This is a genomic window from Anabaena sphaerica FACHB-251 (genome assembly GCF_014696825.1).
Lineage (GTDB): Bacteria > Cyanobacteriota > Cyanobacteriia > Cyanobacteriales > Nostocaceae > RDYJ01.
The window spans coordinates 218,422-242,174 of the sequence record NZ_JACJQU010000002.1 but is presented as its reverse complement, the minus strand read 5'-3'; the positions used below and the strand labels follow the sequence as shown (position 1 = coordinate 242,174).

Annotated in this window: 25 protein-coding genes and 1 pseudogene; 15 read left to right on the top strand and 11 right to left on the bottom strand. The window is 36.8% G+C overall.

Annotated elements, in window-relative coordinates:
- Nucleotides 1–129: 129 nt before the first annotated feature.
- The 3 genes and pseudogenes from nrdJ to H6G06_RS04780 form a co-directional block, all read right to left on the bottom strand.
- Nucleotides 130–1,356: pseudogene (gene nrdJ, locus H6G06_RS04790) on the bottom strand (ribonucleoside-triphosphate reductase, adenosylcobalamin-dependent); the annotation flags it as partial.
- A gap of 235 nt (nucleotides 1,357–1,591) precedes the next feature.
- Nucleotides 1,592–1,948 carry a hypothetical protein gene (locus H6G06_RS04785; RefSeq protein WP_190557599.1) on the bottom strand — a complete coding sequence of 119 codons (357 nt, stop codon included), beginning with the start codon at nucleotides 1,946–1,948 and terminating at the stop codon, nucleotides 1,592–1,594.
- 16 nt (nucleotides 1,949–1,964) lie between these two features.
- Nucleotides 1,965–2,366: a hypothetical protein gene (locus H6G06_RS04780; RefSeq protein ID WP_338422912.1), complete on the bottom strand. Its 402-nt coding sequence runs from the start codon at nucleotides 2,364–2,366 to the stop codon at nucleotides 1,965–1,967.
- A 338-nt stretch (nucleotides 2,367–2,704) separates the two neighbouring features.
- On the opposite strand from H6G06_RS04780, the gene H6G06_RS04775 reads away from it, so the two are divergent.
- Complete coding sequence (locus H6G06_RS04775; protein ID WP_190557597.1) at nucleotides 2,705–3,286, top strand: Npun_F5749 family FMN-dependent PPOX-type flavoprotein; 582 nt, start codon at nucleotides 2,705–2,707, stop codon at nucleotides 3,284–3,286.
- A 167-nt stretch (nucleotides 3,287–3,453) separates the two neighbouring features.
- Here the strand turns inward: H6G06_RS04775 and cysE are convergent, their stop codons facing one another.
- From cysE to H6G06_RS04760, 3 genes are all read right to left on the bottom strand, one after another.
- Entirely contained in the window at nucleotides 3,454–4,206 is a 753-nt protein-coding gene (gene cysE / locus H6G06_RS04770; protein ID WP_190557595.1) for a serine O-acetyltransferase, read from the bottom strand.
- 153 nt (nucleotides 4,207–4,359) lie between these two features.
- Nucleotides 4,360–4,848 (bottom strand): hypothetical protein, encoded by a 489-nt coding sequence (locus tag H6G06_RS04765; protein ID WP_190557593.1) that lies wholly within the window; start codon nucleotides 4,846–4,848, stop codon nucleotides 4,360–4,362.
- Between the two features lie 185 nt (nucleotides 4,849–5,033).
- On the bottom strand, nucleotides 5,034–6,704 hold the full coding sequence (locus tag H6G06_RS04760) for a DUF3352 domain-containing protein (protein ID WP_190557591.1): 1,671 nt from the start codon (nucleotides 6,702–6,704) through the stop codon (nucleotides 5,034–5,036).
- Nucleotides 6,705–6,775: 71 nt separating this feature from the next.
- Between H6G06_RS04760 and H6G06_RS04755 the strand changes: the two genes are divergently transcribed.
- From H6G06_RS04755 to H6G06_RS04735, 5 genes are all read left to right on the top strand, one after another.
- Nucleotides 6,776–7,123: a rhodanese-like domain-containing protein gene (locus H6G06_RS04755; RefSeq protein WP_190557589.1), complete on the top strand. Its 348-nt coding sequence runs from the start codon at nucleotides 6,776–6,778 to the stop codon at nucleotides 7,121–7,123.
- Between the two features lie 440 nt (nucleotides 7,124–7,563).
- Nucleotides 7,564–8,649, top strand: coding sequence for a heat-inducible transcriptional repressor HrcA (hrcA, locus tag H6G06_RS04750; protein WP_190557587.1), 1,086 nt, complete (start codon nucleotides 7,564–7,566; stop codon nucleotides 8,647–8,649).
- A 12-nt stretch (nucleotides 8,650–8,661) separates the two neighbouring features.
- Entirely contained in the window at nucleotides 8,662–9,342 is a 681-nt protein-coding gene (locus tag H6G06_RS04745; protein ID WP_190557585.1) for a DUF2834 domain-containing protein, read from the top strand.
- A gap of 127 nt (nucleotides 9,343–9,469) precedes the next feature.
- A complete protein-coding gene (locus H6G06_RS04740; RefSeq protein WP_190557583.1) occupies nucleotides 9,470–10,759 on the top strand; it encodes an AAA family ATPase in 1,290 nt (429 codons plus the stop codon).
- A gap of 1 nt (nucleotide 10,760) precedes the next feature.
- Nucleotides 10,761–11,513, top strand: coding sequence for an RloB family protein (locus H6G06_RS04735; protein ID WP_190557581.1), 753 nt, complete (start codon nucleotides 10,761–10,763; stop codon nucleotides 11,511–11,513).
- Nucleotides 11,514–11,613: 100 nt separating this feature from the next.
- Here H6G06_RS04735 and H6G06_RS04730 read toward each other — a convergent pair whose 3' ends face one another.
- The 4 genes from H6G06_RS04730 to H6G06_RS04715 all read right to left on the bottom strand — a co-directional run bounded on the left by H6G06_RS04730 (nucleotide 11,614) and on the right by H6G06_RS04715 (nucleotide 14,621).
- A complete protein-coding gene (locus H6G06_RS04730) occupies nucleotides 11,614–12,189 on the bottom strand; it encodes a Uma2 family endonuclease (protein WP_190557579.1) in 576 nt (191 codons plus the stop codon).
- 104 nt (nucleotides 12,190–12,293) lie between these two features.
- Complete coding sequence (locus tag H6G06_RS04725) at nucleotides 12,294–12,755, bottom strand: SRPBCC family protein (RefSeq protein WP_190557577.1); 462 nt, start codon at nucleotides 12,753–12,755, stop codon at nucleotides 12,294–12,296.
- 19 nt (nucleotides 12,756–12,774) lie between these two features.
- Nucleotides 12,775–12,963, bottom strand: coding sequence for a CPXCG motif-containing cysteine-rich protein (locus H6G06_RS04720; protein WP_190557575.1), 189 nt, complete (start codon nucleotides 12,961–12,963; stop codon nucleotides 12,775–12,777).
- Between the two features lie 26 nt (nucleotides 12,964–12,989).
- Complete coding sequence (locus H6G06_RS04715; RefSeq protein ID WP_190557573.1) at nucleotides 12,990–14,621, bottom strand: radical SAM protein; 1,632 nt, start codon at nucleotides 14,619–14,621, stop codon at nucleotides 12,990–12,992.
- A gap of 230 nt (nucleotides 14,622–14,851) precedes the next feature.
- Here H6G06_RS04715 and H6G06_RS04710 point away from each other — a divergent pair, with 230 nt between their 5' ends.
- Nucleotides 14,852–16,297: a sensor histidine kinase gene (locus tag H6G06_RS04710; protein ID WP_190557571.1), complete on the top strand. Its 1,446-nt coding sequence runs from the start codon at nucleotides 14,852–14,854 to the stop codon at nucleotides 16,295–16,297.
- 117 nt (nucleotides 16,298–16,414) lie between these two features.
- On the opposite strand, the gene H6G06_RS27750 is transcribed toward H6G06_RS04710, so the two are convergent.
- Nucleotides 16,415–16,549, bottom strand: coding sequence for a hypothetical protein (locus H6G06_RS27750; RefSeq protein ID WP_277875168.1), 135 nt, complete (start codon nucleotides 16,547–16,549; stop codon nucleotides 16,415–16,417).
- 144 nt (nucleotides 16,550–16,693) lie between these two features.
- On the opposite strand from H6G06_RS27750, the gene H6G06_RS04705 reads away from it, so the two are divergent.
- The 8 genes from H6G06_RS04705 (at nucleotide 16,694) to H6G06_RS04670 (ending at nucleotide 23,686) form a co-directional block, all read left to right on the top strand.
- Entirely contained in the window at nucleotides 16,694–17,185 is a 492-nt protein-coding gene (locus tag H6G06_RS04705; RefSeq protein ID WP_190557569.1) for a hypothetical protein, read from the top strand.
- Between the two features lie 232 nt (nucleotides 17,186–17,417).
- Entirely contained in the window at nucleotides 17,418–18,086 is a 669-nt protein-coding gene (locus H6G06_RS04700; RefSeq protein ID WP_190557567.1) for a pentapeptide repeat-containing protein, read from the top strand.
- A 301-nt stretch (nucleotides 18,087–18,387) separates the two neighbouring features.
- Entirely contained in the window at nucleotides 18,388–19,212 is an 825-nt protein-coding gene (locus tag H6G06_RS04695) for an SDR family oxidoreductase (protein WP_190557565.1), read from the top strand.
- A 29-nt stretch (nucleotides 19,213–19,241) separates the two neighbouring features.
- Nucleotides 19,242–20,180 (top strand): alpha/beta fold hydrolase, encoded by a 939-nt coding sequence (locus H6G06_RS04690; protein WP_190557563.1) that lies wholly within the window; start codon nucleotides 19,242–19,244, stop codon nucleotides 20,178–20,180.
- Between the two features lie 188 nt (nucleotides 20,181–20,368).
- A complete protein-coding gene (locus H6G06_RS04685) occupies nucleotides 20,369–21,523 on the top strand; it encodes an iron-containing alcohol dehydrogenase (RefSeq protein WP_190557561.1) in 1,155 nt (384 codons plus the stop codon).
- Between the two features lie 159 nt (nucleotides 21,524–21,682).
- A complete protein-coding gene (locus H6G06_RS04680) occupies nucleotides 21,683–21,928 on the top strand; it encodes a hypothetical protein (protein ID WP_190557559.1) in 246 nt (81 codons plus the stop codon).
- Nucleotides 21,929–22,058: 130 nt separating this feature from the next.
- Entirely contained in the window at nucleotides 22,059–23,267 is a 1,209-nt protein-coding gene (locus H6G06_RS04675) for a DUF4365 domain-containing protein (protein ID WP_190557557.1), read from the top strand.
- Between the two features lie 14 nt (nucleotides 23,268–23,281).
- Nucleotides 23,282–23,686 (top strand): hypothetical protein, encoded by a 405-nt coding sequence (locus tag H6G06_RS04670; protein WP_190557555.1) that lies wholly within the window; start codon nucleotides 23,282–23,284, stop codon nucleotides 23,684–23,686.
- Nucleotides 23,687–23,753 lie beyond the last annotated feature (67 nt).

The window sequence follows — 23,753 nt, the reverse complement described above, 5'->3', positions numbered from 1 at the left end:
TCCTAAGAGGTTCAACTTCTACTCTCTACGGTGTTACAGGCTCTTTATTTCCTGTAATTACCTCGGTATTAGCATCTCAGCCTTCACCGATTTTGCCAGATTTTTAACGTGAAGCAAGTATAATTAAATACCACACGGATTTAAGCCATATCTACCCAAACGATGCTCTAATTCTTGATTATCAATCTCTGGGTGACGTTCTTGTATCCATTCTTTGGCTTTTCCTTCCTGATATGCTTGCAAAAAGTCTTTTTTAAATTCTGGTGTGGACAGTAAATCAATGTTCGCTCTAGCGACAGCTTCACCAGCCCATTGAATTGCTCCTTCACCGCTATAGTATTGTTTACGTACAGCAGCAATGGATTCTTCTAAGGTTGGTTTGCGGTGAAATACCCTTGTATGGTTGGCCATTCTCAGAGAATCACGCTCTGGATCTATACGCCAGTTGCCTTCTGCGTCCTGTTGCCATAGGTTATCCTTGGCAGTTGCGCCTTGTTCATCTTCAGAAACGAACTGACGCATCCCCGCGGACCTTCTTATATTGCCTGCAACAATTGTGACAGCGGCTTCATCAATCAACAAACAGCATTCAACTGAATTTAATTGTCTGCCTAAAGCTTTATTGAGAATAGAGGCACAACGCTGATACAATCCAGGCAACTTCACAGGATTAGCCATACCGCCAAAGCCTTTGAGGGTTTCCCCAGATTGGCGCACGTCGCTAATATCAACAATTACTTCAACGTCACCTGTAAAGCGTTCATCGCTGGATAGTTCTAAGAGGGTTTGATAGGATTTTACCCAACCTTCCCGGCTGTCTCCAACGTGGATAGTAGCGGTGTTAGCTTCTATATCGGTTTGTGTAAATTCACGACGCTGTTCTTTAGGAGTGCTGCCAATTTCACCTGTGATTGTTATATTTAGGCGATTACGGATAAAAGGCAGTTGATTAATATACTGTGGTTCAATGATAGCACCTGTACCACAGCCCATCATGGCTAAGTCCATCATCAAACCGAAGGCTTTCCAGTCTACCAAGTTGGTAGAGGTGCAGTTATAAGCACCGGAGAAGTTTTTGGGTTTGGTTAACCAATCTGTACCACCAACCCACATCCAGCGCCCACTGGGAAGGGCTTTCATGTTGCGCTGCATTTTGTCTAAAAGGGCAGCTTCTTCGGGGGTGAGTTTTCCCAGTTCGACTAAGCCTTTAAGAGTGCGATCGCACACCTGATCATAACTTTCCCTTAAACCTGCCTCTGTACGGCGGCTGTAGGTTCTAAAAAATACAGGATTGGCTGCTGGAGCAGATTCTGGAAACGTTGCACCCTGACGTTTGCGTTCAAGTTCTCGAACCATAATAAGGTCTTGTTGCTGACTAACAAATTAAGACTATAACGCCAAGTAGTTATCGGATGGAAGATTGCTAAATTTCCCACTTTGCGCTATATCTTAGCTTGTGTAAATTATAACTATATTTTATTTTCAGTATAAAACCCTGACTGTGCGCCAGGGTTGTCAACTCTCAAAGTTTTTCCGAAATAGCTTTTGTGTGTAATACTGTTGTTTGTTTACTTTTTTCGTTGACTATCCATTAAGCATTGATAGTAAGTAAAGATTCTAATTCATTGATATCCGTGACAACTTTACGTAATTGCTCACTAAAATAGATAACTTCATAATTAGGTGCAAGTTCTTTTTGCAGTTGCTTCCACAAACTAATACCTTCTTGTTCAAAAGCTGCTTCTTCTTCTGGACTCAAATCTGGTGAATTAGCAGGCTCTTGCCAATTTAATGTTGCATTATAACTGGTTGCCCAATTTCTTAGGCGGTTAATGGTTTCTTTACTGAGGGGCAGTCTTGCTGGGTTGATGTTACCCACTTTATCAACATCTGCCCACCATAAAGGGTCACACCCATAATCAGCCATTAGTTTAATTTTTATTGCCATAGCTACTCAGGTGGAATTATGGTAAAGACGCGGGATTAGCTCCAACTATATAACCATTATCACCTAGCGTCACTGCTATGTACTGCTTTTTTCCATTAAAAGTTACTTCATATATTTCTCTTCGAGGTTCTACTGTTCCTTGATAACCAAGAAATATTCCATTGGTTACAGCAGTCATAACAGCATCGGAGATTTCATTCTCAGAAATTCCACGTTTGGCAAAGTCTTCTTGATGTCTGTCTAAAATGTGTAATAATCCGCTTCCTCTTTTACCAGGTTTTCCTTCTTCTAAAAATATGATTTTGCCATCTGCTTTTTTAGCAATCTTGACTATTTTTTCAGCGGTATGCTTAATACCAAGTTGGGTAAGTTCAGCAAGTAAAGCTGATTTTTCATTATTGTTCATTTTAACTTCCATATAAGTTTTCCTGATTTAAGATTTCTGTGTAAATTGATATATCAGAAATGAGTTCTATATCTAAATAAGTCAAATTTTTAGACTAACCCATGAGAATAGTACATTTATTCTAAAAAAGTGAGATCGCCTCTTGTCCCGTAACTGCAAGCTCAAAAACACAGGATTGCCTGCTGGAAAGAATAGTAGCACTCTGGTGTTTACGTTCAAGTCACAATAATCTACTTCTGCTTTTTGATGAATTCAAACTATAACGCCAAGTAGTTAGAGGATGGAAGATTGCTAAATTTCCCACTTTGCGCTATGTCTTATTTTGTATAAATTACCACTAAAAGAAAAAAATGCCCCTAGCACCTTGGCGAAGTCTTATCACTCGGACACTACACAAAAACCGCAGTCTTATCTATTCCCGCTATGTCCAACTTGCAACTGTGCGAGAAAATGGTTTACCTGCAAACCGCACTGTAGTATTTCGTGGTTTTCTAGAAGATACAAACCAGCTAAAATTCATCACCGATATTCGCAGTGCAAAAGCTGAACAAATAGCAAAACAACCAGCAGCAGAAATTTGCTGGTATTTTCCCAACACCAGAGAACAATTTCGTATTGCTGGAAAATTAACTTTAGTTACTGCTAATTCTCATCCACATTTACAAGCAACGAGGATAAAAATGTGGCAAGAATTAAGTGATGCAGCTAGATTACAATTTGTTTGGCCTGATCCGGGTAACATGAGAGTAAAAACACCAGAAGCTTTTACACCACCAGCACCAGATAATATTCAACCAGTAGAAAATTTTTGTTTATTATTACTTGAACCTACAGAAGTAGATCATTTAGAATTGCGGGGTGAACCACAAAATAGATGGGTTTACCACTGCACTGAAACCCAGGAATGGCTGACTGAAGAAATAAACCCGTAATTTAATTGTTTGTTAATTCTTTGGTAAAGATTCAGGTATTTTAATAAATTAAAAGGGTAAGATCCCCGACTTCTTTATTTAATCGTGTTAATAAATTATGATTTCTTGCCAGAAGTCGGGGATCTGGATACTATACTGAATCATTACATTGTTTGATATTTGGTTTTCTATATTCCTGCACCATCAAAAAATTCCTGAATCTTTTTATCTCTGATATTACAGAAATTGTGTTCTTTTGGTAATTCATTTTCTTGAATGAATTGACCGACTAAAACCGGAGTTTTTACGGGAGTTTGCAGGGCTTGAATTTGTTCTTCTAGTGCTTCAATGCGGTCAACCAAAGTGCGAATTACTTCTGCTTCCGAGTCTGGTAAATTGTTGTGTTCTAGGGGAGAAACCCGGACTCCAGAACGGTAGATAATACGTCCGGGAATGCCTACGACAGTGCAGTTAGAAGGAACATCTCTTAATACGACTGAACCTGCACCGATGCGGACATTATTACCAATTTGGAGATTACCTAAAACTTTTGCACCTGCACCAACAACAACGTTTTCACCAACTGTAGGGTGACGTTTGCCGCTTTCTTTACCAGTACCCCCCAGGGTGACACCTTGATAAATTAGGGCGTAGTCCCCCACAATTGCTGTTTCACCAATGACAACGCCCATACCGTGGTCAATAAATACGCCTTTACCAATCACAGCCCCTGGGTGAATTTCAATACCCGTTAAAAACCGAGCTATGTGAGAAATAAATCGGGGGATAAAAGGAATACCGATAGCGCGAAGCCAGTGCGCCAGTCTATGGAAGATTAAGGCTTGTAAACCTGGGTAGCAAAACAAGACTTCCAACCAATTCCGGGCTGCTGGATCACGTTCAAAGATGATGCGAAAGTCGGCACGCAGTGTAGAAAGCATCGAGATAGTACCCAAAAAGCAAAACAAGCTACTTTCCTATTTTATCGTTACTTGGTCATCAGTGATTGGGGACTGGGGACTGGGGACTGGGAAAAATTAATCAATTCTTACCTCTTGCTTATTCCCTATTCCCTATTCCCTATTCCCTATTCCCTATTCTTCGACTTTTAAAGTGTAGTTATGTTTATCTCCAGGGTTAAATGTACCTACCCAAAGCTGATAAATGCCTTTTTTCCAGTTGCGATCGCTCACACTAGCGTCTTTACTTCTTCCGGTATCGTCACCGCACCGAATTGTTGCATCATCTGGTCCTTTGATAAATACAGTGGTATCTTTACCACCGCTGTTAATTAATACTGTCAATTTATCAAAGTCTTTTTCTAAAATGAGGATGTGATCAGGTTTGGGATCACCAAAACCAATACACACTTTTTTATCGCGATCGCGGTTACTCATGGCAGACAAGGAATAAGAACCCCCTGTATAACCAGATGCAGTTCCCTGTCCTGGTTGAAAACCTGGTGATAGTTTAATAGTTCCAAAATTTGCTGTCTGGGCGGCTACAGGTGTCGCTATCATAGCGGCAATTGCAGCTAACAGCCAGCTACACCGAAATTGAAGCCAAAGGCGACGATATTTCATAGCGCGATCCCAAATGTTTTTTGTAACTCTGTATACTTATTTTATCTAAAAAAATAGCTAATGAGTAGTGCTTAGATCACGCTTTAGGGTGACACAAAATAAGGTTTGGGATGTCCAGATACCCGACTTCTTTGAGAAGTCGGGTATCTAACTTGTCTAACTTGTCTAACTTGTCAGAAAATAATTTAGTGAGCAAGCTGGAAGAAGACACCACCTTTGAGGGTTCCTGGATCAGTGCTATAACTACTGACTGTAAGCGATCGCAAATTGTCAAACAGTGGTTTACCCAAGACTTCCACAAATTTAAGTAGGGGTTGTTGAAGTTCTAGAAAGTCCCGGCTTTTTTGCCAGTCAATATATATATAGCCTTGGTTTGGTAAGGGCATGGTGGCAATATTATCCTGAAAGTTGGAATTTTCAATCAGGGGTTGTTGCTGATTGAGGATTTTTTCCATCATCCCTAAGTCAGAGGTGAAAATTTCATAATTATCAACGCTTGTATGCGCTCCCCGGACTTTGGCCTCAACATTTACAGATGCTTCTTTTTGAGTGGCTGTTAACTCTGTCCAAGCGGCAATTTTTTGGTTATTGAGAGTAAGAGAAGTAACATTAAAACCGCTGTTGGTAGCAATGCGGTCTAACTTCGCTATACCTTGTTCTAACGGCGGTGATTTTTCCACTACAAACACCCAATTAGGGTTTATATTTGCTTGATTGGGTAAAATTGCCAGGGCATATTCTCCTACTACCAAACTGAAAATATCCTCACTAAAATTTAAACCCCAGCGTTTTTGTACATCCACCAAAGGTTGCACCCAACGAGAAATAGCCTCTTGCGAAGAACCATAGATAGTTGCTGTTCCTTGTCTCCAGAGTTTTGCTAAATCGCTGTCAGCTAAATTGCTCAAATTTGCGCCAGCGATCGCCAAACCTGCTGATTCTGGAATATACTGCAATGCGCCCACAGGTTTAGATAGTGGCATAGATACAGGGGCAACTTTCGACGCAGTTAAAAACGTACTTTCTGCCTGCAATCCTTGGGGATTTAATACCAAAGATAGAATTTGGCTGTTATAAGTTGATTCTGCCAATTCTAATCCTTGCCATTGTGCCACCGTAGGCAGATTGAAGAAAGCTACAGCTACAGCATTTTTGGGTAATTCTTTGATAGCTTTTTGATATTGGGAAGAACTGCTCAAATTCAAATTTGGTGCTTGAACATTATTAATCGCTTCTCGCAGCACCTTAATATCATTAGCAAACAAGACAAAGTTCTCAACAACCGCACCAGCTAAACTATTTTGGATTTTAGATTTTGGATTTTGGATTTTTATAGGTGTTACTGTTTCGTGATTGTCATAAAGTAATTTCACACCTTTGTATTGTTCAACTTCTAAATTTGCTCCTGCTAAAGTCCGTTTAGAAAATAACAACTCGACAAACTCGCGGCTTTTGGCTGGGTTATCTGTAGCTAGTGCCATCAGATACCCTGGTTGTAATCCATTTTCTGGGTCACGGTCTATATCTTGGCTAGTGACAGCCAATGTAATTTCATTACTTAGCCAAGGTTTAATATCATCTTGAAAATCTATATTAGTTTTTGCCAATAAACTGTTTTTGAGCTTGGAAATTTCTCCTTGTTGTTCTAGTGACTGCAAACCTTCGGGATTGACTAGCAAGGACACCATTACAGGTGACAACTTCGACACAAATATAGCAGCCCCTGGTTGAGAGTTGGGGGTGCTGAGATTGGCTGGACTTTTGGCAAAAAACCAGTAAAATCCAGCAATAGCAATCAGTAGCAGGGCAATGACACCAGCTACCAAGAAACCAAAAAATGAGCGTTGACTGTTCACTTAAACCTATTTCCCAGCTTTTCTGCCAACATGAATAGTATGACAAATCTAGGATTTTTTAGAAAAACTGCATGACTGCTCAATCTTTTAGCGAAATTAACGTTCAGCAACTAGCGCAACGCCTAGCACAAGCTGATCCTGAACTACAATTAATTGATGTACGCGAACCTCAAGAACTGGCATTAGCACAAATTAATGGTTTTGTCAATCTACCTTTGAGTGAATATGAGCAATGGAACGGTGAAATTTCCACGCGTTTTGATGCCAACGCAGAAACTATGGTGCTGTGTCATCACGGAGTTCGTTCTGCTCAGATGTGTCAGTGGTTAGTAGCCCAAGGATTTACAAATGTTAAAAATATTACGGGTGGCATTGCGGCTTACTCTATATTAGTTGATCCTTCAATTCCTCAGTATTAGGCACTGGGGACTGAGGATTGGGGACTGGGGATTGGAGACTGGGGATTGGAGACTGGGGATTGGAGACTGGGGATTGGAGACTGGGGACAGGGTAACAAATTCTTACCAATCACCAATTACCAATCACCAACTTGATCTTAGTCAGTAATGTGACTGTAATCCAATTACAATTTCGTATCTAAAAATACAACTTTGCTAATAAATATTATGAGATAATATGGTAAATAGATGAGAATTTATCTTCTTTTGTGCTAACCGATAGGATGTATTATTAATTACGCGCAAAATAAATTCTCAAGGGAAGCTTTGCACTCAAATAATATAGTATAAATATATAATTTACGATCTTTCATTAATTAATAATTAATCTTTTTTGCGGTTTCAGCCACAAGATTTTTTTCCACCTTTGCTTAAAATTTGCCTTCAGTAAAACATATTCTATGCAAGTCCATCTGACAAATCGACAACAACATATACTTTGGGCAACTGTACGCCATTATATTGCTACAGCAGAACCAGTTGGTTCTAAAGCTCTAATTGAGGAATTTGATCTTGGTGTCAGTTCCGCTACCATCCGCAATGTTATGGGTGTTTTGGAAAAATCGGGGTTACTTTACCAACCACACACTTCTGCGGGGAGAGTACCTTCTGATTCTGGTTATCGTATATATGTTGACAAGTTGATGAAACCGTCGGAAGTATTAGCTAAAGAGGTTGAATCAACATTACAACAGCGTCTACATTGGGATGATTGGAGCTTAGAAGCTTTGTTACAAGGTGCGGCACAAATATTGGCAACATTAAGCGGCTGCATTACCTTGATTACAATGCCCCAGGCTAATACAGCACAGTTAAGACATTTGCAACTTTTGCAAGTCGAAGCTGGAAAAATTATGCTGATTGTGGTGACTGATGGTTATGAGACACATTCCAAGGTAATGGATCTGTTTACAGCATCATCAGAAACTAAACCGGAAGCAGAGGTGATTGATCGAGAATTACAAATTGTTTCTAACTTCCTAAACAGTCATTTGCGTGGCTGTACTTTGTTGGAATTAGCCCAGCTTGACTGGAGTGAATTAGATCAGGAGTTTCAACGCTATGGTGAATTCTTAAAAAGTTCCTTGACAGAATTACTCCAACGTGCAGTTGCTCCCACTGCGACACAAATTATGGTGCGGGGTGTGGGAGAGGTGTTACGTCAACCGGAGTTTGCTCAAATACAGCAAGTACAAACAATTATGCACCTGTTGGAAGAAGAGCAAGAACAATTATGGCGGTTAATATGTGAAGAACCGGAAGTTGAGGAAACGGGTAAAGCCAGGGTAACGGTGCGTATTGGTGCAGAAAACCCCTTAGAACCGATTCGGACTTGTTCTTTGATTTCTTCTAGCTATCGTCGGGGTTCTGTAACGGTGGGAAGTGTAGGTGTTTTGGGACCAACTCGGTTAGACTATGAAAATGCGATCGCTGTTGTAGCCGCAGCAGCAGATTACCTTTCAGAAGCTTTTAGTCAAACTGCGTAAACTGCATTATTTATGTTGAGAAAAATCTCTTTTGGTTTATTATGGCTAGGATTTGTTTCCTATGCCTTTTTCTTTGCTCCTCCTGATAATTTCCCAGAAACTTTAGAGTTAATTAAAAATCTCTCTACAGGAAATTGGCAAGGTATTAATCCGGTAATAATTGCTTTATTTAATATTATGGGTATCTGGCCTTTAATATATAGTTCAGTATTATTTATTGATGGAAGAGGGCAAAAAATCCGCGCTTGGCCATTTGCGACTGCTTCCTTTGCAGTTGGGGCTTTTGCACTTTTACCGTATTTAGCTTTAAGAGAACCAAATCAAGAATTTGTAGGGCAAAAAAATCTATTTCTGAAAATATTTGATTCTCGTATTACAGGAATATTATTAACTTTAGGTGCTGGTGTTTTAGCTGCATATAGTTTACAAGGAGATTGGACTAATTTTGTCCAACAATGGCAAACCAGCAGATTTATTCATGTAATGAGTTTAGATTTTTGTATGTTGAGTTTATTATTTCCAACTTTGTTAGGAGATGATATGACGCGACGGGGTTGGAAGGATAATCAATTATTTTGGTTATTTGCTTTAATTCCTTTTTTTGGTGCGTTGATTTATTTGTGTGTGCGGCCGTCTGTGAAGGAAGTGGATGTAGAATTAACAGATAAACAGCAAGCAACATTGATAAAATAATTTCACATCTGAGTTGTTTTAGAACTATGATTAAAGCAATTGGTTAGATAGTTTAAGTTCAAGCAATATGTTAATTAGATTCACCGTAGAAAATTTTCTATCCTTTAACAAAAGGGTAGATTTTAATATGATTGCTTCAAATGATACTCACCATAGTCATCATATAGTTGGAGGAGATTCAGAAGAATCAATCAAGTTATTAAGATCGTCAATTATATATGGTGCTAATGCTTCGGGAAAATCTAATCTTATTAAAGCTATGAAGTTTGCGAAAGACTTTATAGTTAATGGAGTAGAGAAAAATAAAAACATAAATATTGATAACTTCAGACTAGATAAAACCTGTTTTCATAAACCTTCAAGGTTTGAATTTGAGTTTAGATATCAAAATAAACAATATGCTTATGGATTTTTAATTGATAAACATAAAATTCATGAAGAATGGTTATTTGAAATTGGGTTAAATCTAGAAAAAGCTATCTATGAAAGAATAGATAAAAAAATAAAATTTAACTTCCAGCATGAGTTATTTTTCAATATTTCTGAATATGAAAAAAATAGACTTGCTTATGAAGCTGATGGTACAAGAGAGAATTTATTATTTATTACTAACAGTCAAGAGCGTGATATTAAACAATTGGAAAATCTATATAAATGGTTTAGTAATGTTTTGACAATTATCTTTCCAAATGATAAACCTCTTGCATTACCTTTTCTGAATCAACAAGTTCAAGATTCTTTGAGTAAATTTTTATCATCATTAGATTTGGGGATAAAAAAAATTAGTATTACGGAAACTCCTTTAGAAGATGACAAAGAAATAGCAGCAGATGATAAAGATGAAATAAAAAAAGTATTTCCTTATGAAGAAAGTGAAAATTCGATGCTTTTTATACCCAATTATAAAAGTATTATTGCTAGGGTTAAAGATGCAACAGAGGAATTAGTTGTATTAGATTTATCAATCATCAGAGATGATAAACAAGATAATGAAGTTGAGTTCAAAATATCTGAGGAATCTGATGGTACACAAAGATTAATAGATTTATTTCCTATACTCATACATTTAGCTATTGGAAACGCTGTTTATGTAATAGATGAAATTGAAAGAAGTTTACATTCTATACTGATTTATAAAGTGTTTGACCATTTTTTAAACAATAATGAATATAAAAATTCCAATAGTCAGTTAATAGCATCAACACATGAAGTTAACTTACTAGATATCAAAAATGTTTTTAGAAAAGACGAAATTTGGTTTGTAGAAAAAGATAAATATGGACAATCTATACTTTATTCTTTAGCAAATACAGATGTTGAAAATTTAGATTTAGTTGCTGGATATCTTAATGGAAGATTTGGAGCAATACCTTTTATCCAAGATTTAAAAGCTTTAGGTTGGAGTAAAGAGACATAAAATGGGAAGGGAAAGAAATGATGATTATCAGCGGATATCAATTGAAATTAATAGAAAATGTACACCTGATGGAAAATGGAAATTATATATAATAGTTGCAGAAGGTGATAAAACTGAATATAAATATTTTCGTGCTTTAAAAAAGAAATATGCAGAAGAATTTAGGATGAGTAATTTATATGTAGAGTTTATAGATAGAGAAGAATCTAAAGCGGGTAATTCTCATCCTGATATAGTTTTAGAGACTTTAGATAAATTTCTCGAAGAATTAAAACAAAGGTATCAACCTCAAGAAAATTATGATGAGTTATGGTTAATCATTGATACAGATGAATATGATAACCGTAAAAAATCTATTGAACAAATTTATCAAAAATGTTTAGAAAGTTCTCTTTATAAGCTAGGATTAAGTAATCCATGTTTTGAACTTTGGTTAATTTTGCATTTTGTGGATTTAAATACGACTTTAAAAGATTGTATTTTAGAAGAAACTTCACCCGACAGTTTACATGATTATATCTTGAAACATTTTATAAAAAAACGACCAGGAATATGTAAAAGTTTATTAGCGCGTATTCATCGAGGAAGATTACCTCAATATTATGAGACATTAATTGAATATATACCCAAAGCAATACTTAGAGCAAAAATCCTGGGTGGATGTAATCCTGATGATGCAAATTATCCAGAGCAAAAAATTGGGACTGAGGTTTATAAACTGCTAGAGAAATTAACACATCTTGAGTCTATATAAGCGGTAATGCACCTTCAACGAAAACCAAACTACTGTATAGATAGAAAATAGAAATAACTCTCTTCTTCCACTCTCCCAAAACCTTTGTCATTCATGAGTTTTATAATTGATAATCAAAAATCTGCGACACGCACAAACTTAACTCCTGAAACTGTGGAGAAATCACCAAATCATCACCAGCAAAAATCCCCACCTCATGATAAATACCATCAATTAATTCCAACACTAACACAGTCTTATTTTCTGGATCAATAATCCAATATTCAGGAATACCACAATCTTGATATTGTAACCGCTTGGCTATAAAATCTCTATCTCTTTGTAATTCCCCTGGACTCACCACTTCAACCACCAATAAAGGTGGTAACATTGATAATCGTATGGTGTTACGTTTTGCTAATTGTTGAATATGTTCTGCTCGAATAATAGTTAAATCAGGATAACGGTTTCTCGGTTCTCCTCTTACTTCCAATTCTAAACCATGTCCCCGTACTCTTTTATAACCTAACAATGCAACAAATTGAATTAATAAAAACGTGGCAACTTGTACATTAATTCCTGAGTCCGGTGGCATTTCTATTAACTCTCCATTATATAATTCATATAATTTATCTGAACTATCATCATAAGCTAAATATTCTTCAAAACTTTGAAAACGTGGCTTAACTTCTAACATGATAATTCCTCCGTTATCAGTTGTAAAATTTCTGAATATTCAATTGTGAATAAATAGGTAAGTCTCAAATTTGGGAATAGCAAAGATGCTATAAATCTGGATAATTAATCATTAATTATTTTGACCTCACACTCCCGTTTCGTCACAAAATGCCGATAACGAAACATCGCTTCTAACTGCACTTGAATTAACCAACCGCTAACAAATTCCACCCCATCACCACCAGGAAGAGAATAAGCAATATTATCAGTTAATTTTGTCTTTCCATTTTCATCTGTAAACTCATGACGATGTACCCAAGACTCAAAAGGTCCAGATATTTGTACATCAGTAAACAGACGACATTTTTCATAGTCAGTGTGACGTGCTAACCAAGTCAAAGGTAAAGGCCCCAGAAACAAGCGAAACTCAGTTATTGCACCTTCATCAAGTCCCCCTTCGCGTCGGAGTACCTGTACAGGTTGCCAAGGTGGGGTTAGTAGTTGTAAAATATCTGGTCTTTCATGGAATTTCCAAACTACTTCGACGGGTGCATTAATAATGGAAGAATAAGTAAAGTGCAGCATGAAACGAAAAACCTAAACTTTAACCTTCGTATTCACTATCTATTTCAATATCTAGCGTATCTTCATCAATTCTGACATACAAAATATTTGGACGACAGCAAATTTGACAATCTTCTATATAATTTTGCATCATTCCTGCACTGAAATCAATAAAAGTTGTATTTTCTTCTCCACAATAAGCACAATAAAATTCTGATGTGTTTTGCATTTTCTCACTTGGGGAATTTTTGGTTTTTATTGGACAGGGGACGCAACGCGAAAATGACTCATCGCTTCCGTCAAATGCTTTATTAGTGTAGACTGTGGTAAGGGTCCTTGCAAGTGATTCCAAGGTAAAATTTGCTCAGTTGACCAATTACTATAAACGTAATAATCTAAATCGGGAATTTTTCCTTTTAATTCTTTAAAAGCGCGTTTGTAACTACCTAAAGAGTCACCAAAATCACGAGTTAATTCTAACAGATAAGAAAGTCTGCGATCGCCCCTCGATAACAAAGCTTGAATAACAGACCAATTATAACTTTCTGGACGAAAATCTATACCCTGCGGTTTTAGCTGTTTTTGTAAAGACTGTAACCGCTTTTCAGATTGTTTATTCACCCCAAACCATTGAAATGGCGTGTGAGACTTGGGTACAAAGGTGCTGCATCCCAGCGTTAACCGCAAACCAGGAGCAGCTTTTTTTACAGATTTCATCATTGCTACCGTTGCATCTAAATCTTCTGGTTCTTCCCCAGGAATACCCACCATTCCGTATAGCTTCAAACTTGATAAACCTCCAGCTTTAGCATTTGCTGCTGCTTGGATAATTTCATCGTTATATAACTTTTTATTGATAATTTGGCGTAATTTATCCGAACCACTTTCTATAGCAATAGTCAGTGAACGGGTATCACGTTTTGCCAAAGTTGCAGCTAACTTTTCCGTTACCGTATTGGTTCTCACAGAAGCAACACTCAACCGCACATCATCATATTTTGGTTGACTAATATAATCTAATAACTCTGAAAATTCAGGATGTTGAGTTACAGAAGCACCCAATAAACCCAGACGGTTAGTAACTTTTAAACCTTGTTCAATAGCAGGAATTAAAGAACTTTCTAAACTCGCAGTTCTAAAAGGTAGAGTTAAATAACTTGCTAAACAAAAGCGGCACATTTCGGGACAACTCCGCACCACTTCCACCATGAAAATATTTTCCCATGCAGCTTTTTCTGTGACAACAGTAGAAGCAGAAAGAGTATTTCCTCGGTAAGTTTGCTTTTGAATAACTGCGGGAATATCAGAAGTAATGGGATAAATTGATTTTATCTCACCATCATTGCTAGAATATTCAACACTATATAAACTAGGAATATAAATACCAGGAACTTGGGCTAATCTTTTTAATTTAATTTCTCGTGTTGCGTTTCTAACTTCTTTATAAGCTTCAATAAAACTTCCTAGTAAAATTTCCCCATCACCTAATAAAATCACATCAAAAAAATCTGCGAAAGGTTCAGGGTTAGCAGTGAGAACAGGTCCTCCACCAAAAACGAGAGGATGATTTTCAGTTCGATAACTTGCGCGCAGGGGAATTTGTAAAGATTCTAAAAGATTGAAAATATTCACATAATCTAATTCCCAAGACATAGAAAAACCTAATATTTCTGGTTGTCTAGGAAGTTGTTCTTGAGTATCAGTAAATAAACGACTTACCTGTAAATCATCACGCATCGCTAAAGTTGCCCAAACCACCTGATAACCAAGACTCGTTATTCCCACCGTGTACTCATTGGGAAAAGCGAAAATCAAAGGAATAGCGTCAGTCTTGGGGGTTGCTGGGCTAAATAAAAGACGTTCCGAGTCAAATACAGATGATGTCACAGGTTCTTCTAAAAGGTTATCTATATCTAATTGTAAACCAAATAATCATGAATTTGTCTCTTGAATAGAGATAAAGCACCATACTTTACCGTGTAAACGTAACCGTTCAGGTGTGACGAAGTAGGTTGAAAGGCTTTAATGACAGAGACCATTTTATTAAAATTTTACATGATTTTGACCCAAAACATAGGTAAGATATCAGCACTTAACACCAAAATTATATTAACTCAATGAAAGTAGCTCCATTACCACCCAATGAAGCACAGAGGCTAAAAGCACTCTCAAAATACCAAATTCTTGACACTGCTGAGGAAGCTGGTTTTGATGATTTAACTGCTTTAGCCGCATATATCTGTAATACTCCTATTGCCTTAGTCACCTTAATAGATGAACATCGACAATGGTTCAAATCAAAAATCGGTTTAGAAGCAACAGAGACTCCTAGAGAAGTAGCTTTCTGCGCTCATGCTATTCTCCAACCAGAGGAAATGCTAATAGTGCCGAATGTTCTAGAAGATGAGCGTTTTTTTGATAATCCATTGGTGACAGAAGACCCTCATATTCGGTTTTATGCAGGCACACCTCTAGTTACATCAGATGGTTTTGCCTTGGGAACTCTGTGTGCTATTGACAAAAAACCGCACATTCTTACTCAAGAACAAATTGCAGCCCTGAGTAGATTAGGCCGTCAAGTCCTCACACAGATGGAACTGAGAATTAATTTAGTTAAGTTAGAAAAAAATCTGACCCAGCGTCAAAAAATTGAAGATGAGCTACGCATCAGTAATAAACATCTTTTTCATACTGTACATAAGTTAAGACGAACTCAAACAAAACTGATTCATGCGGAAAGAATGTCCAGTTTAGTTCCTCTGATTACAGGTATTGCCCATGAAATTAATAACCCCGCCAATTTTATTTATGGCAATCTCAAGCATTTGGATGATAATGTCAGAGACTTACTCGACTTATTAAGTCTTTACCAAGAAAATTATCCCCATCCAAATCATCGAATTCAACAAAAAACCGCAGCTATAGATTTTGATTTTCTGACTGAAGATTTGTTTAAAATCCTCAGTTCTATGAAAGTTGGTACTCAGAGAATTCGGGAAATTGTGCTGTCCCTGCGAAACTTTTGTCGGGTAGACGAATCAGAAAAGAAAGTAGTGAAGATAGAAACAGGTATTGATAGCACATTATTATTTTTACAGCATCGACTGGAAACAAAGGGACATCGTCCGAAAATACAAGTTATTAAACAATATGGTGAACTACCATCAGTGGAATGCTATCCAGCACACCTAAATCAAGTTTTTATGCATCTGTTGATTAATGCTATTGAGGCTTTAGAGGAGGCTTTTGTCAAGCAACCTGAACAAAAGAATAAGCCAACAATTCGCATTCAGACTGATTATTCTAGCGCAGGCTGTGCTGTAGTCAGAATTGCAGATAGCGGCATGGGAATCCCTGAAGTTATTGGTAAACAAATATTTGACCCATTTTTTACAACTAAACCAGTAGGGAAAGGTCAAGGTTTGGGATTATCTATTAGTTATCAAATTGTAGTTGATAAACATGAGGGAATATTGAAGTATGTATCTCAAGCAGGAAAAGGTACAGAATTTTGGATTGAAATACCTTGTAAAAAAGAGACACTAATACCAATGACAAATTAAAATATAAAAATTAAAACTTGTGGGATGGGCATACTGACCGCCCTTATGTACCTGAATCAGAGGAAATGTGCTGTAAGATTTGTGTACATCTTTGCCGAACGTAACAATAAGCTGTGGTTATCTCAAGACGCTTTCCAGAAACACTAGAGGGAAGGTGACAGGTGACAGGGAAGCCAGCTGTTCTTTCATTTGTAACCAGTGGGTAATATCCCCAGTAGGACGCTCATCACAGACAAAAGACGATAGACTCATTACAAATATGAGTCAGGTTTTTCTGTTCCTTTCCCCCGGAAGTGACTTCTGCATCAAGATGAATGGTGAAAAATCAGACAATTAATGTTTTTTAGTTGATTTATTATTAACAAGATTAATTTTGTTATAAGTACCAGTTTGATTATGACCAATCCCAAAATTTTCTCTACATCTTTAAATTTTCAAGAAGATTACCCCTGTCCTGTGTGTCGCATCGGTAAAATTTCCTCTATGCCGTTAATGGAAGCAATGTCTTGTGACTTTTGTCAAGAAATTTTTACAGTCAATTTGGAATCACAGCAAATCAAGATGCCTTCTAGACAACCGCCGCTGGTGTGGCGTTGGAATGGCTTTAAGTGGAATCAAGCCCAATTAGAAGGTGTGGAATTAGGTTGGGGTTACGTGTTAGCCGCAATTGCTTTTGTGATCTTTCCCACTAGCTTAATTGGTATAGGAGCCTATTATTTACCACCAAATTCTGATGTTCCACTTTCTTGGATACCATATATTTGGACATTACTGACCTTTGTGTTACACTTATCAATTATAGTTTGGATTTTTATTGAGATTTATCAGATTCCCATTCGGGCATATTGGCGAGCGATAAGTCACTGGAGAAATGGCATAACCAGGTGAATTATAAATTGGTAATTGGTAATTGGTAATTCGGAATATTTCCTATGGCTATAGCTTGCGTGACGAACTAGGAGTCATACGCCACGCTCCGCAAACGCGAAGGTAATTCGTAAATTATTGATTTTCTCCCCGTTCCCCATCTCCCCTGTTCTCTGTTCAGAGTTCCCTATACCTAAGATGGCTACATCAATCATAATTATTATTATTTGATTTTCCAACAACAATACATCGTATGAGCGAACTGGAGCAGTACTACAGAGTCTTAGATTTAGAGCCTGGAGCAACACTAGAAGAGGTAAACCAGGCTTACAAAGATTTAGTGTTTGTTTGGCATCCTGATCGCCTACCTAAAGATAACCACCGCTTACAACAAAAAGCTCAAGACAAGATCAAAGCCTTGAATGAAGCTCGTGAAAAATTACGTTCTTTTAAAGATCAGTCTCAAACTGTAAATTATTCTAGACCAACTCAACAAAAAAAACCATCTTCGAGTTACTATCAACAACCACAAACCAACTATCAACAGCCAAACCAAAATCCTGACTTAAGCGGCAAAGATTTTAGTCGAGCTAACCTCAGTAACAGAGACTTATCTGGCAGAAACCTAAGTTATGCTAATTTGAGCGGTTCTAATCTCAGTGATACTTTTATGCACAAAGTTAATCTCAGAGGTGCGGATTTGTCGGAAGCAAACTTATTTAGAGCTAACCTGTTGTTAGCCGATATGAGAGAAGCAAATTTACGCTCGGCTAATTTGATTGGTGCGGATCTCAGTGGTGCTGACTTGCGGGGTGCTGACTTGACAGGTGCTAGGATTCGTTCAGGAGAACGTTTGCTGGTGAAATTAATAGGTGCTAACTTAACTGGGGCGATTATGCCTGATGGCGCAATTCATCGCTAAACTACACTGAATTTATCAAAGGATCAAGAACTAAGTTAACCATACTTGCAAGATGGGAAACTGAGTAATCTTGCTGAAGACAAAAATTCCTAAAAATGGTATCTTACGTAACAGAAAAATTAAAATGTTCTGCGGGAAGCTACTTTAGGGGAGTTTATAATATTCCCAAAAGAGTATTTAAGTTTTAATTTTTGAATTTTCATGGGAAAGTAGGGATAGTCATAACTTAGAAACTCTTGTAATTAACGATTTTGGCAACTTCAAGTGGGAAAGTAATTTAATTTTTTGTGTATAGATCGTCATGAATATAGCAATAATTGGGTGTGGTTATGTTGGTTATTCAGTTTCTCAATATTGGCAGCAAAATAAAAATTTTATGCTCACTGCAACCACAACTAGTCCTGAGCGAGTTCCTGGACTAAAAGCAGTAGCTCAAAAAGTTATAGTCACTAAAGGCAATGATTATGAATCTCTAAAATCCGTATTACAAAATCAAGATATCGTTTTGTTAAGTGTAGGGGCAAAAAACGGAAATACCTATGAAGAAACTTATTTAGAAACAGCAAAAACGTTAGTATCTATCCTCAAGCATTCTCCCAACATCCACCAATTGATATATACAGGGAGTCATTCTGTTTATGGCGATAGAAATGGTGTATGGGTAGATGAAGAAACACCACCAGCACCTGCTAATCTCAATGCTCAGATTCTCCGCAAAACTGAAGACGTTTTACTATCAGCAGAAAATGAAAATCTGCGCGTTTGTGTTTTGCGCTTGGGGGGTATTTATGGACCCGGTAGAGAATTGGTGAAAATATTTGGACGAGTCGCTGGTACAACTCGTCCGGGGAAAGGTGAAGAGATCACAAATTGGGTGCATTTAGATGATATTGTTGGGGCGATAGAATTTGCTCGTGATCACCGCTTACAAGGTATTTATAATTTAGTTGATGATGCTCATCTTACCAGTCGAAAATTAATTGATAATGTCCTCACAAAACATAATTTAGCTAATGTGATATGGGATGCAACAAATAAGAGTACCCGCCAATATAATGCGTGGGTGTCGAATCAGAAGCTAAAAGATGCAGGATACCAATTTATCCACCCCCAAATCATTTTTTAGCAACTATCTATCTATGAAATTTTAGCATCATGCGATCGCCAATGTTAGCTAATTCCTCGGACATAACAACATCTCCTACCCATTTTTATACCTGGGAAAATAACCGCTGTGCTTATGAAGTACATCAATCGGTAAATTATCATCCTGAAGATATTCCTTTACTATTAATTCATCCTATTGGTGTAGGATTATCACGGCAATTTTGGCAACGTTTTTGCCGTGAATGGTATAATACCAATCATGGAAATGTCATTTACAATCCTGATTTATTGGGATGTGGTGAAAGTGATACACCCAGGAAAGCTTATACACCAATTGATTGGGCAAAACAGTTACAATACTTTTTACAAACAGTAGTCAAAAAACCTGTAATTTTAATAGCGCAAGGTGCTTTATCACCTGTAGCAATTGAATTAGTCAAATTATCACCAAATTTAATTACTGGATTGGTATTTTCTGGGCCAACAGCTTGGAGTGTAACTACTAAAAATGCCCCTAAATGGCAACAAAAATTGCTTTGGAATATCTTTGATTCACCTATAGGTAACGCATTTTTTCGCTATGCACGCACCCGCAAGTTTTTAGTTTCTTTCTCAACTGAAAAACTGTTTGCTTCTGGTGATGCTGTTGATGAAGAATGGTTAAATACTTTATTAGCAGATGCTAAAAATATGGGTGGACGTTATGCTGTATTTTCCTTTTTAGCGAGATTTTGGCAACGGGATTATAGTAGTGATATTGCAGCTATTCAACAACCAACTTTAGTAGTTTTGGGAGAGACAGCATCAGCTATTAGTAAAGAAGGTAAAAAAGAAACTCCAGATGAAAGAATGGCTGATTATCTGGCTTGTTTACCCGAAGGAAGGGGAATAAAAATTAAGGGGAGAAATGTTTTACCCTATGAATCAACGGCTGATTTTGTAGCTGCTATATCTCCTTTTATTAAGGGATTAAACTCTCATTCATGATATGGTTTGGATAATTAATCAACGTTTGGCTAATTTATTATTAGATTTATAAAAATTGCCAGCTACACATCCCCTAAATCTTCAATCAGGTGTTTTGAAATAATATTCGGTAGGGTAGGTACAGGCGAAAAATTAAAAAACTGATTACAATACTCAAGGCTAAAAATAATTACCTTGTGTTACTAATCATGGAAAATTTTGTTTTTTACAATCCTGTTAAAATCCTCTTTGGCAAAGGCCAAATTGCCAATATTGCTTCAGAAATCCCCGCAGATGCCAAAATCCTCATCACCTACGGCGGTGGTAGCATTAAAGCCAATGGCGTTTATGATCAAGTAAAATCGGCTTTAGCTGGAAGGAATGTATTTGAGTTTGGGGGAATTGAACCCAACCCTCACCTGGAAACTTTGATGAAAGCGGTGGAATTAATCCGCAAAGAAGGGATTGATTTCCTCTTAGCTGTCGGTGGTGGTTCCGTTGTTGACGGGACTAAATTTATAGCAGCTGCGGTTCCCTTTGTGGGTGATCCTTGGGATATTTTAGCAAAAGGCGCACCGATAACTGCGGCTGTTCCTTTTGGTGTGGTCTTGACTTTACCAGCAACTGGTTCGGAAATGAACCCAACTTCGGTGATTACCAAGTCGGAAACTCAAGAAAAGTTATATTTCGCTAATCCCCTAGTGTTTCCAAAATTTTCTGTTCTTGACCCAGAAACTACTTTCTCCCTGCCTACGAGGCAAATTAGTAATGGGATTGTGGATGCTTTTACTCATGTGATGGAGCAGTATTTAACCTATTCAGTGAATGCACCATTGCAAGATCGCATGGCTGAGTCAATTCTGAAAACGCTGATTGAAGAGGGGCCAAAAACCTTAGCAAATCCTACAGATTATGATGCACGGGCGAATTTAGTTTGGGCTGCAACAATGGCATTAAATGGGTTAATTGCTGTTGGTGTTCCCCAAGATTGGACAACTCACATGATTGGTCATGAGTTGACAGCGTTGCATGGTATGGATCATGCTCAAACTTTGGCGGTTGTGTTACCTAGCACTTTGACAATTAGACGCGATCGCAAATGGCAAAAACTTTTACAATATGCAGATAGAGTTTGGGAAATTGTCGGTGGTTCGGATGAAGAACGAGTAGATGCAGCAATTAGTAAAACTCGTGATTTCTTTGAATCAGTTGGTGTTCGCACTCGTTTATCTGACTATGGTGTGGGTTTAGAAACTATTCCCGCAGTGATCAAGAATTTAGAAAAGCATGGGATGACAGCTTTGGGGGAAAATAAAGATGTTAACCTGCAAGTTGTTGAGAAAATTTTAGCTCTTTGTGCTTAGAAATTAAATAATTAGGTCAGGCTTTTGTCTGACCTTTATTAAACCAAACCTGCTAGTGATTTACAATTAACGGTTGGAGAGTTGTTTGGTTGTTAGAGTAAAATTGATTATTAGTTAGAATAAGAGTATAATGATTAGGGATATTTAGGAGATGATTTTATGAAATTAAAAATCAAATCAAAAGTTGATGCAGAAGGTAAATTATTTTTACAACTTCCTCAACATTTAGCTAATCAAGAATTAGTAATTATTATTAGTGATGTTTTTGAAGAAAAAATACCGACACCGGAAGAATTAAGATATGCTGCTGATTTTTTTGATAAAACTGCGGGAAAATGGGAAGGTAAAATTTTAGCTAGAGAAAATCTAGTTGATTGTGATCAAAGAATCTGGGATATTGAATAATGATTTATTTGCTAGATACTAATATCTGTACCGTTTTTTTCTAGTGATTTACAATTAAAGATTGATGAGTTGTTTGGGTGGTTGTTAGAGTAAATTGGTATAATAAATTTTGATTTCAAAGGAAATATATATGAATGTATCAGAACGTGACCAACAAGGTGATATGGGTGTATATGGTGTAGGGCTAAAAGTTACAGAATTAGGTTGGATATATAGACCTCAACCTTTAAGAGATATAGGTATTGATGCTCAAATCGAAGTCGTGGAGAATAATAAAAGTACGGCTGAATTCATAGCTTTACAAATTAAGTCCGGTGATAGCTGGTTTAAAGAAACAAATGAACAAGGTATTGTTTTTAGGGGTGATATTCAACATTTAGAATACTGGCAAAACTATCCACTACCTATTATTGTCGTACTTTACGATAGTACAAATCATATTGCCTATTGGCAAGTAGTAAATACAGATATAGTTATAAATACTGGGAAAGGTTGGAAATTGATTATTCCTTTTAACCAGAAAATTGATAAAACCTCTGAAACTACCTTGAAAGAAATTTGTAAATCAATATTTTATTCAGAAATTTTTGAGATTCTAAGTGTTAAAAATGTTAGTCATGCTAAAGCAAAACGATATACAGCTAATATATTAGTCTACGGTCAGCGTTCTAAAGCTGATATCATTAGTGTCATAAGACAAGTAACTAAAGATTTAACTAGCCCTAAATACTACATTACCAATAGTCCAGCACAAGTTATTTATCTTTTTATTTATATCGGACTTGAGGATGTAAAGATAGCAAACTGGATTTGTCACAGTCAATGGATAGATGAAAAATTAGACTCACACTTTAGACCAATGCTAATTGAAGGAGTTGATATTGGAGATGGTATTATTTCTGAATGGTCAAATAAATATGAAGATTGGTCTAATTGGTTTAAAAAGGATATAACAACAAAACAAAAATTTCTCGAAAAGACTATACCCATTATAGATAAAATCAAAAAGATAGTAGAAGAAATTTCTCAATTGGTTTTGTACTACGATAATAAAAACATTTATTATGAAAATTTTATAAAAAAAATGGTAAATTTTGAAATCGAATTAACAGCACTATACCACCAATCAATAGATATAGGTAATCCTGCTTTAGAATGCAAAGATTTTGCTCAAAGATTTTATAATGTCATGGCATATGCACATAATATTACTCTACCATTTTCACAACAAGGATTAAAAACATGGAACGAACATAATCGCTACCACATAATGAAAGACTCAATAAAAGATTATCAGCGTGAAATATTAAGATTAGAGTATGAACTTGAAAAACTATAGGACTCCTAAAAAATATGCCTACTGAAACTGTTACTCTGCAAATACCCGAAATTATCTATCAACGGTTAGTCAATACCGCTCATGCTACTCAACGCCCTTTAGAAGAAGTCATGCTTCATGCTTTACAAGTGGGTAGTCCACCAGCATGGGATGATGTACCAGAGGAATTTCAAGCCGAACTTGCGGCTTTAGATAAGTTAGATGATAATACTCTCTGGCAAATTTTCCATAGTCAGAAAACAGCAGCCGACATGGAAGAATATAATAACTTACTAGAGAAAAATTCTAGTGATACATTGACAAAAACAGAAAGATTAAATTTAATATCTCTCCGACACGAAGCTGATCTTTTTATGTTACGTAAAGCCCAAGCCGTTGTTTTACTTCGTTGGCGAGGATATAGTTTACCAAATCCTTAAATTCTTGTGTCTACATATATTTCCGAAGGTTTAAGAAAACAAATAATATTATGATTATAAATAGCTA

Excerpts from the sequence above, each read along its gene's own strand:
- H6G06_RS04705 (WP_190557569.1), top strand. The coding sequence starts at position 16,694 with ATGACCAATCCCAAAATTTTCTCTACATCTTTAAATTTTCAAGAAGAT.
- H6G06_RS04710 (WP_190557571.1), top strand. The coding sequence starts at position 14,852 with ATGAAAGTAGCTCCATTACCACCCAATGAAGCACAGAGGCTAAAAGCA.
- H6G06_RS04755 (WP_190557589.1), top strand. The coding sequence starts at position 6,776 with ATGACTGCTCAATCTTTTAGCGAAATTAACGTTCAGCAACTAGCGCAA.
- H6G06_RS04740 (WP_190557583.1), top strand. The coding sequence starts at position 9,470 with ATGATTGCTTCAAATGATACTCACCATAGTCATCATATAGTTGGAGGA.
- H6G06_RS04695 (WP_190557565.1), top strand. The coding sequence starts at position 18,388 with ATGAATATAGCAATAATTGGGTGTGGTTATGTTGGTTATTCAGTTTCT.
- H6G06_RS04680 (WP_190557559.1), top strand. The coding sequence starts at position 21,683 with ATGAAATTAAAAATCAAATCAAAAGTTGATGCAGAAGGTAAATTATTT.
- H6G06_RS04780 (WP_338422912.1), bottom strand. The coding sequence starts at position 2,366 with ATGGAAGTTAAAATGAACAATAATGAAAAATCAGCTTTACTTGCTGAA.
- H6G06_RS04685 (WP_190557561.1), top strand. The coding sequence starts at position 20,369 with ATGGAAAATTTTGTTTTTTACAATCCTGTTAAAATCCTCTTTGGCAAA.
- H6G06_RS04700 (WP_190557567.1), top strand. The coding sequence starts at position 17,418 with ATGAGCGAACTGGAGCAGTACTACAGAGTCTTAGATTTAGAGCCTGGA.
- H6G06_RS04670 (WP_190557555.1), top strand. The coding sequence starts at position 23,282 with ATGCCTACTGAAACTGTTACTCTGCAAATACCCGAAATTATCTATCAA.
- H6G06_RS04765 (WP_190557593.1), bottom strand. The coding sequence starts at position 4,848 with ATGAAATATCGTCGCCTTTGGCTTCAATTTCGGTGTAGCTGGCTGTTA.
- H6G06_RS27750 (WP_277875168.1), bottom strand. The coding sequence starts at position 16,549 with ATGAGTCTATCGTCTTTTGTCTGTGATGAGCGTCCTACTGGGGATATT.
- H6G06_RS04735 (WP_190557581.1), top strand. The coding sequence starts at position 10,761 with ATGGGAAGGGAAAGAAATGATGATTATCAGCGGATATCAATTGAAATT.
- H6G06_RS04690 (WP_190557563.1), top strand. The coding sequence starts at position 19,242 with ATGCGATCGCCAATGTTAGCTAATTCCTCGGACATAACAACATCTCCT.
- H6G06_RS04785 (WP_190557599.1), bottom strand. The coding sequence starts at position 1,948 with ATGGCAATAAAAATTAAACTAATGGCTGATTATGGGTGTGACCCTTTA.
- H6G06_RS04745 (WP_190557585.1), top strand. The coding sequence starts at position 8,662 with ATGTTGAGAAAAATCTCTTTTGGTTTATTATGGCTAGGATTTGTTTCC.
- H6G06_RS04775 (WP_190557597.1), top strand. The coding sequence starts at position 2,705 with ATGCCCCTAGCACCTTGGCGAAGTCTTATCACTCGGACACTACACAAA.
- H6G06_RS04730 (WP_190557579.1), bottom strand. The coding sequence starts at position 12,189 with ATGTTAGAAGTTAAGCCACGTTTTCAAAGTTTTGAAGAATATTTAGCT.
- H6G06_RS04720 (WP_190557575.1), bottom strand. The coding sequence starts at position 12,963 with ATGCAAAACACATCAGAATTTTATTGTGCTTATTGTGGAGAAGAAAAT.
- H6G06_RS04675 (WP_190557557.1), top strand. The coding sequence starts at position 22,059 with ATGAATGTATCAGAACGTGACCAACAAGGTGATATGGGTGTATATGGT.
- cysE (WP_190557595.1), bottom strand. The coding sequence starts at position 4,206 with ATGCTTTCTACACTGCGTGCCGACTTTCGCATCATCTTTGAACGTGAT.
- hrcA (WP_190557587.1), top strand. The coding sequence starts at position 7,564 with ATGCAAGTCCATCTGACAAATCGACAACAACATATACTTTGGGCAACT.
- H6G06_RS04725 (WP_190557577.1), bottom strand. The coding sequence starts at position 12,755 with ATGCTGCACTTTACTTATTCTTCCATTATTAATGCACCCGTCGAAGTA.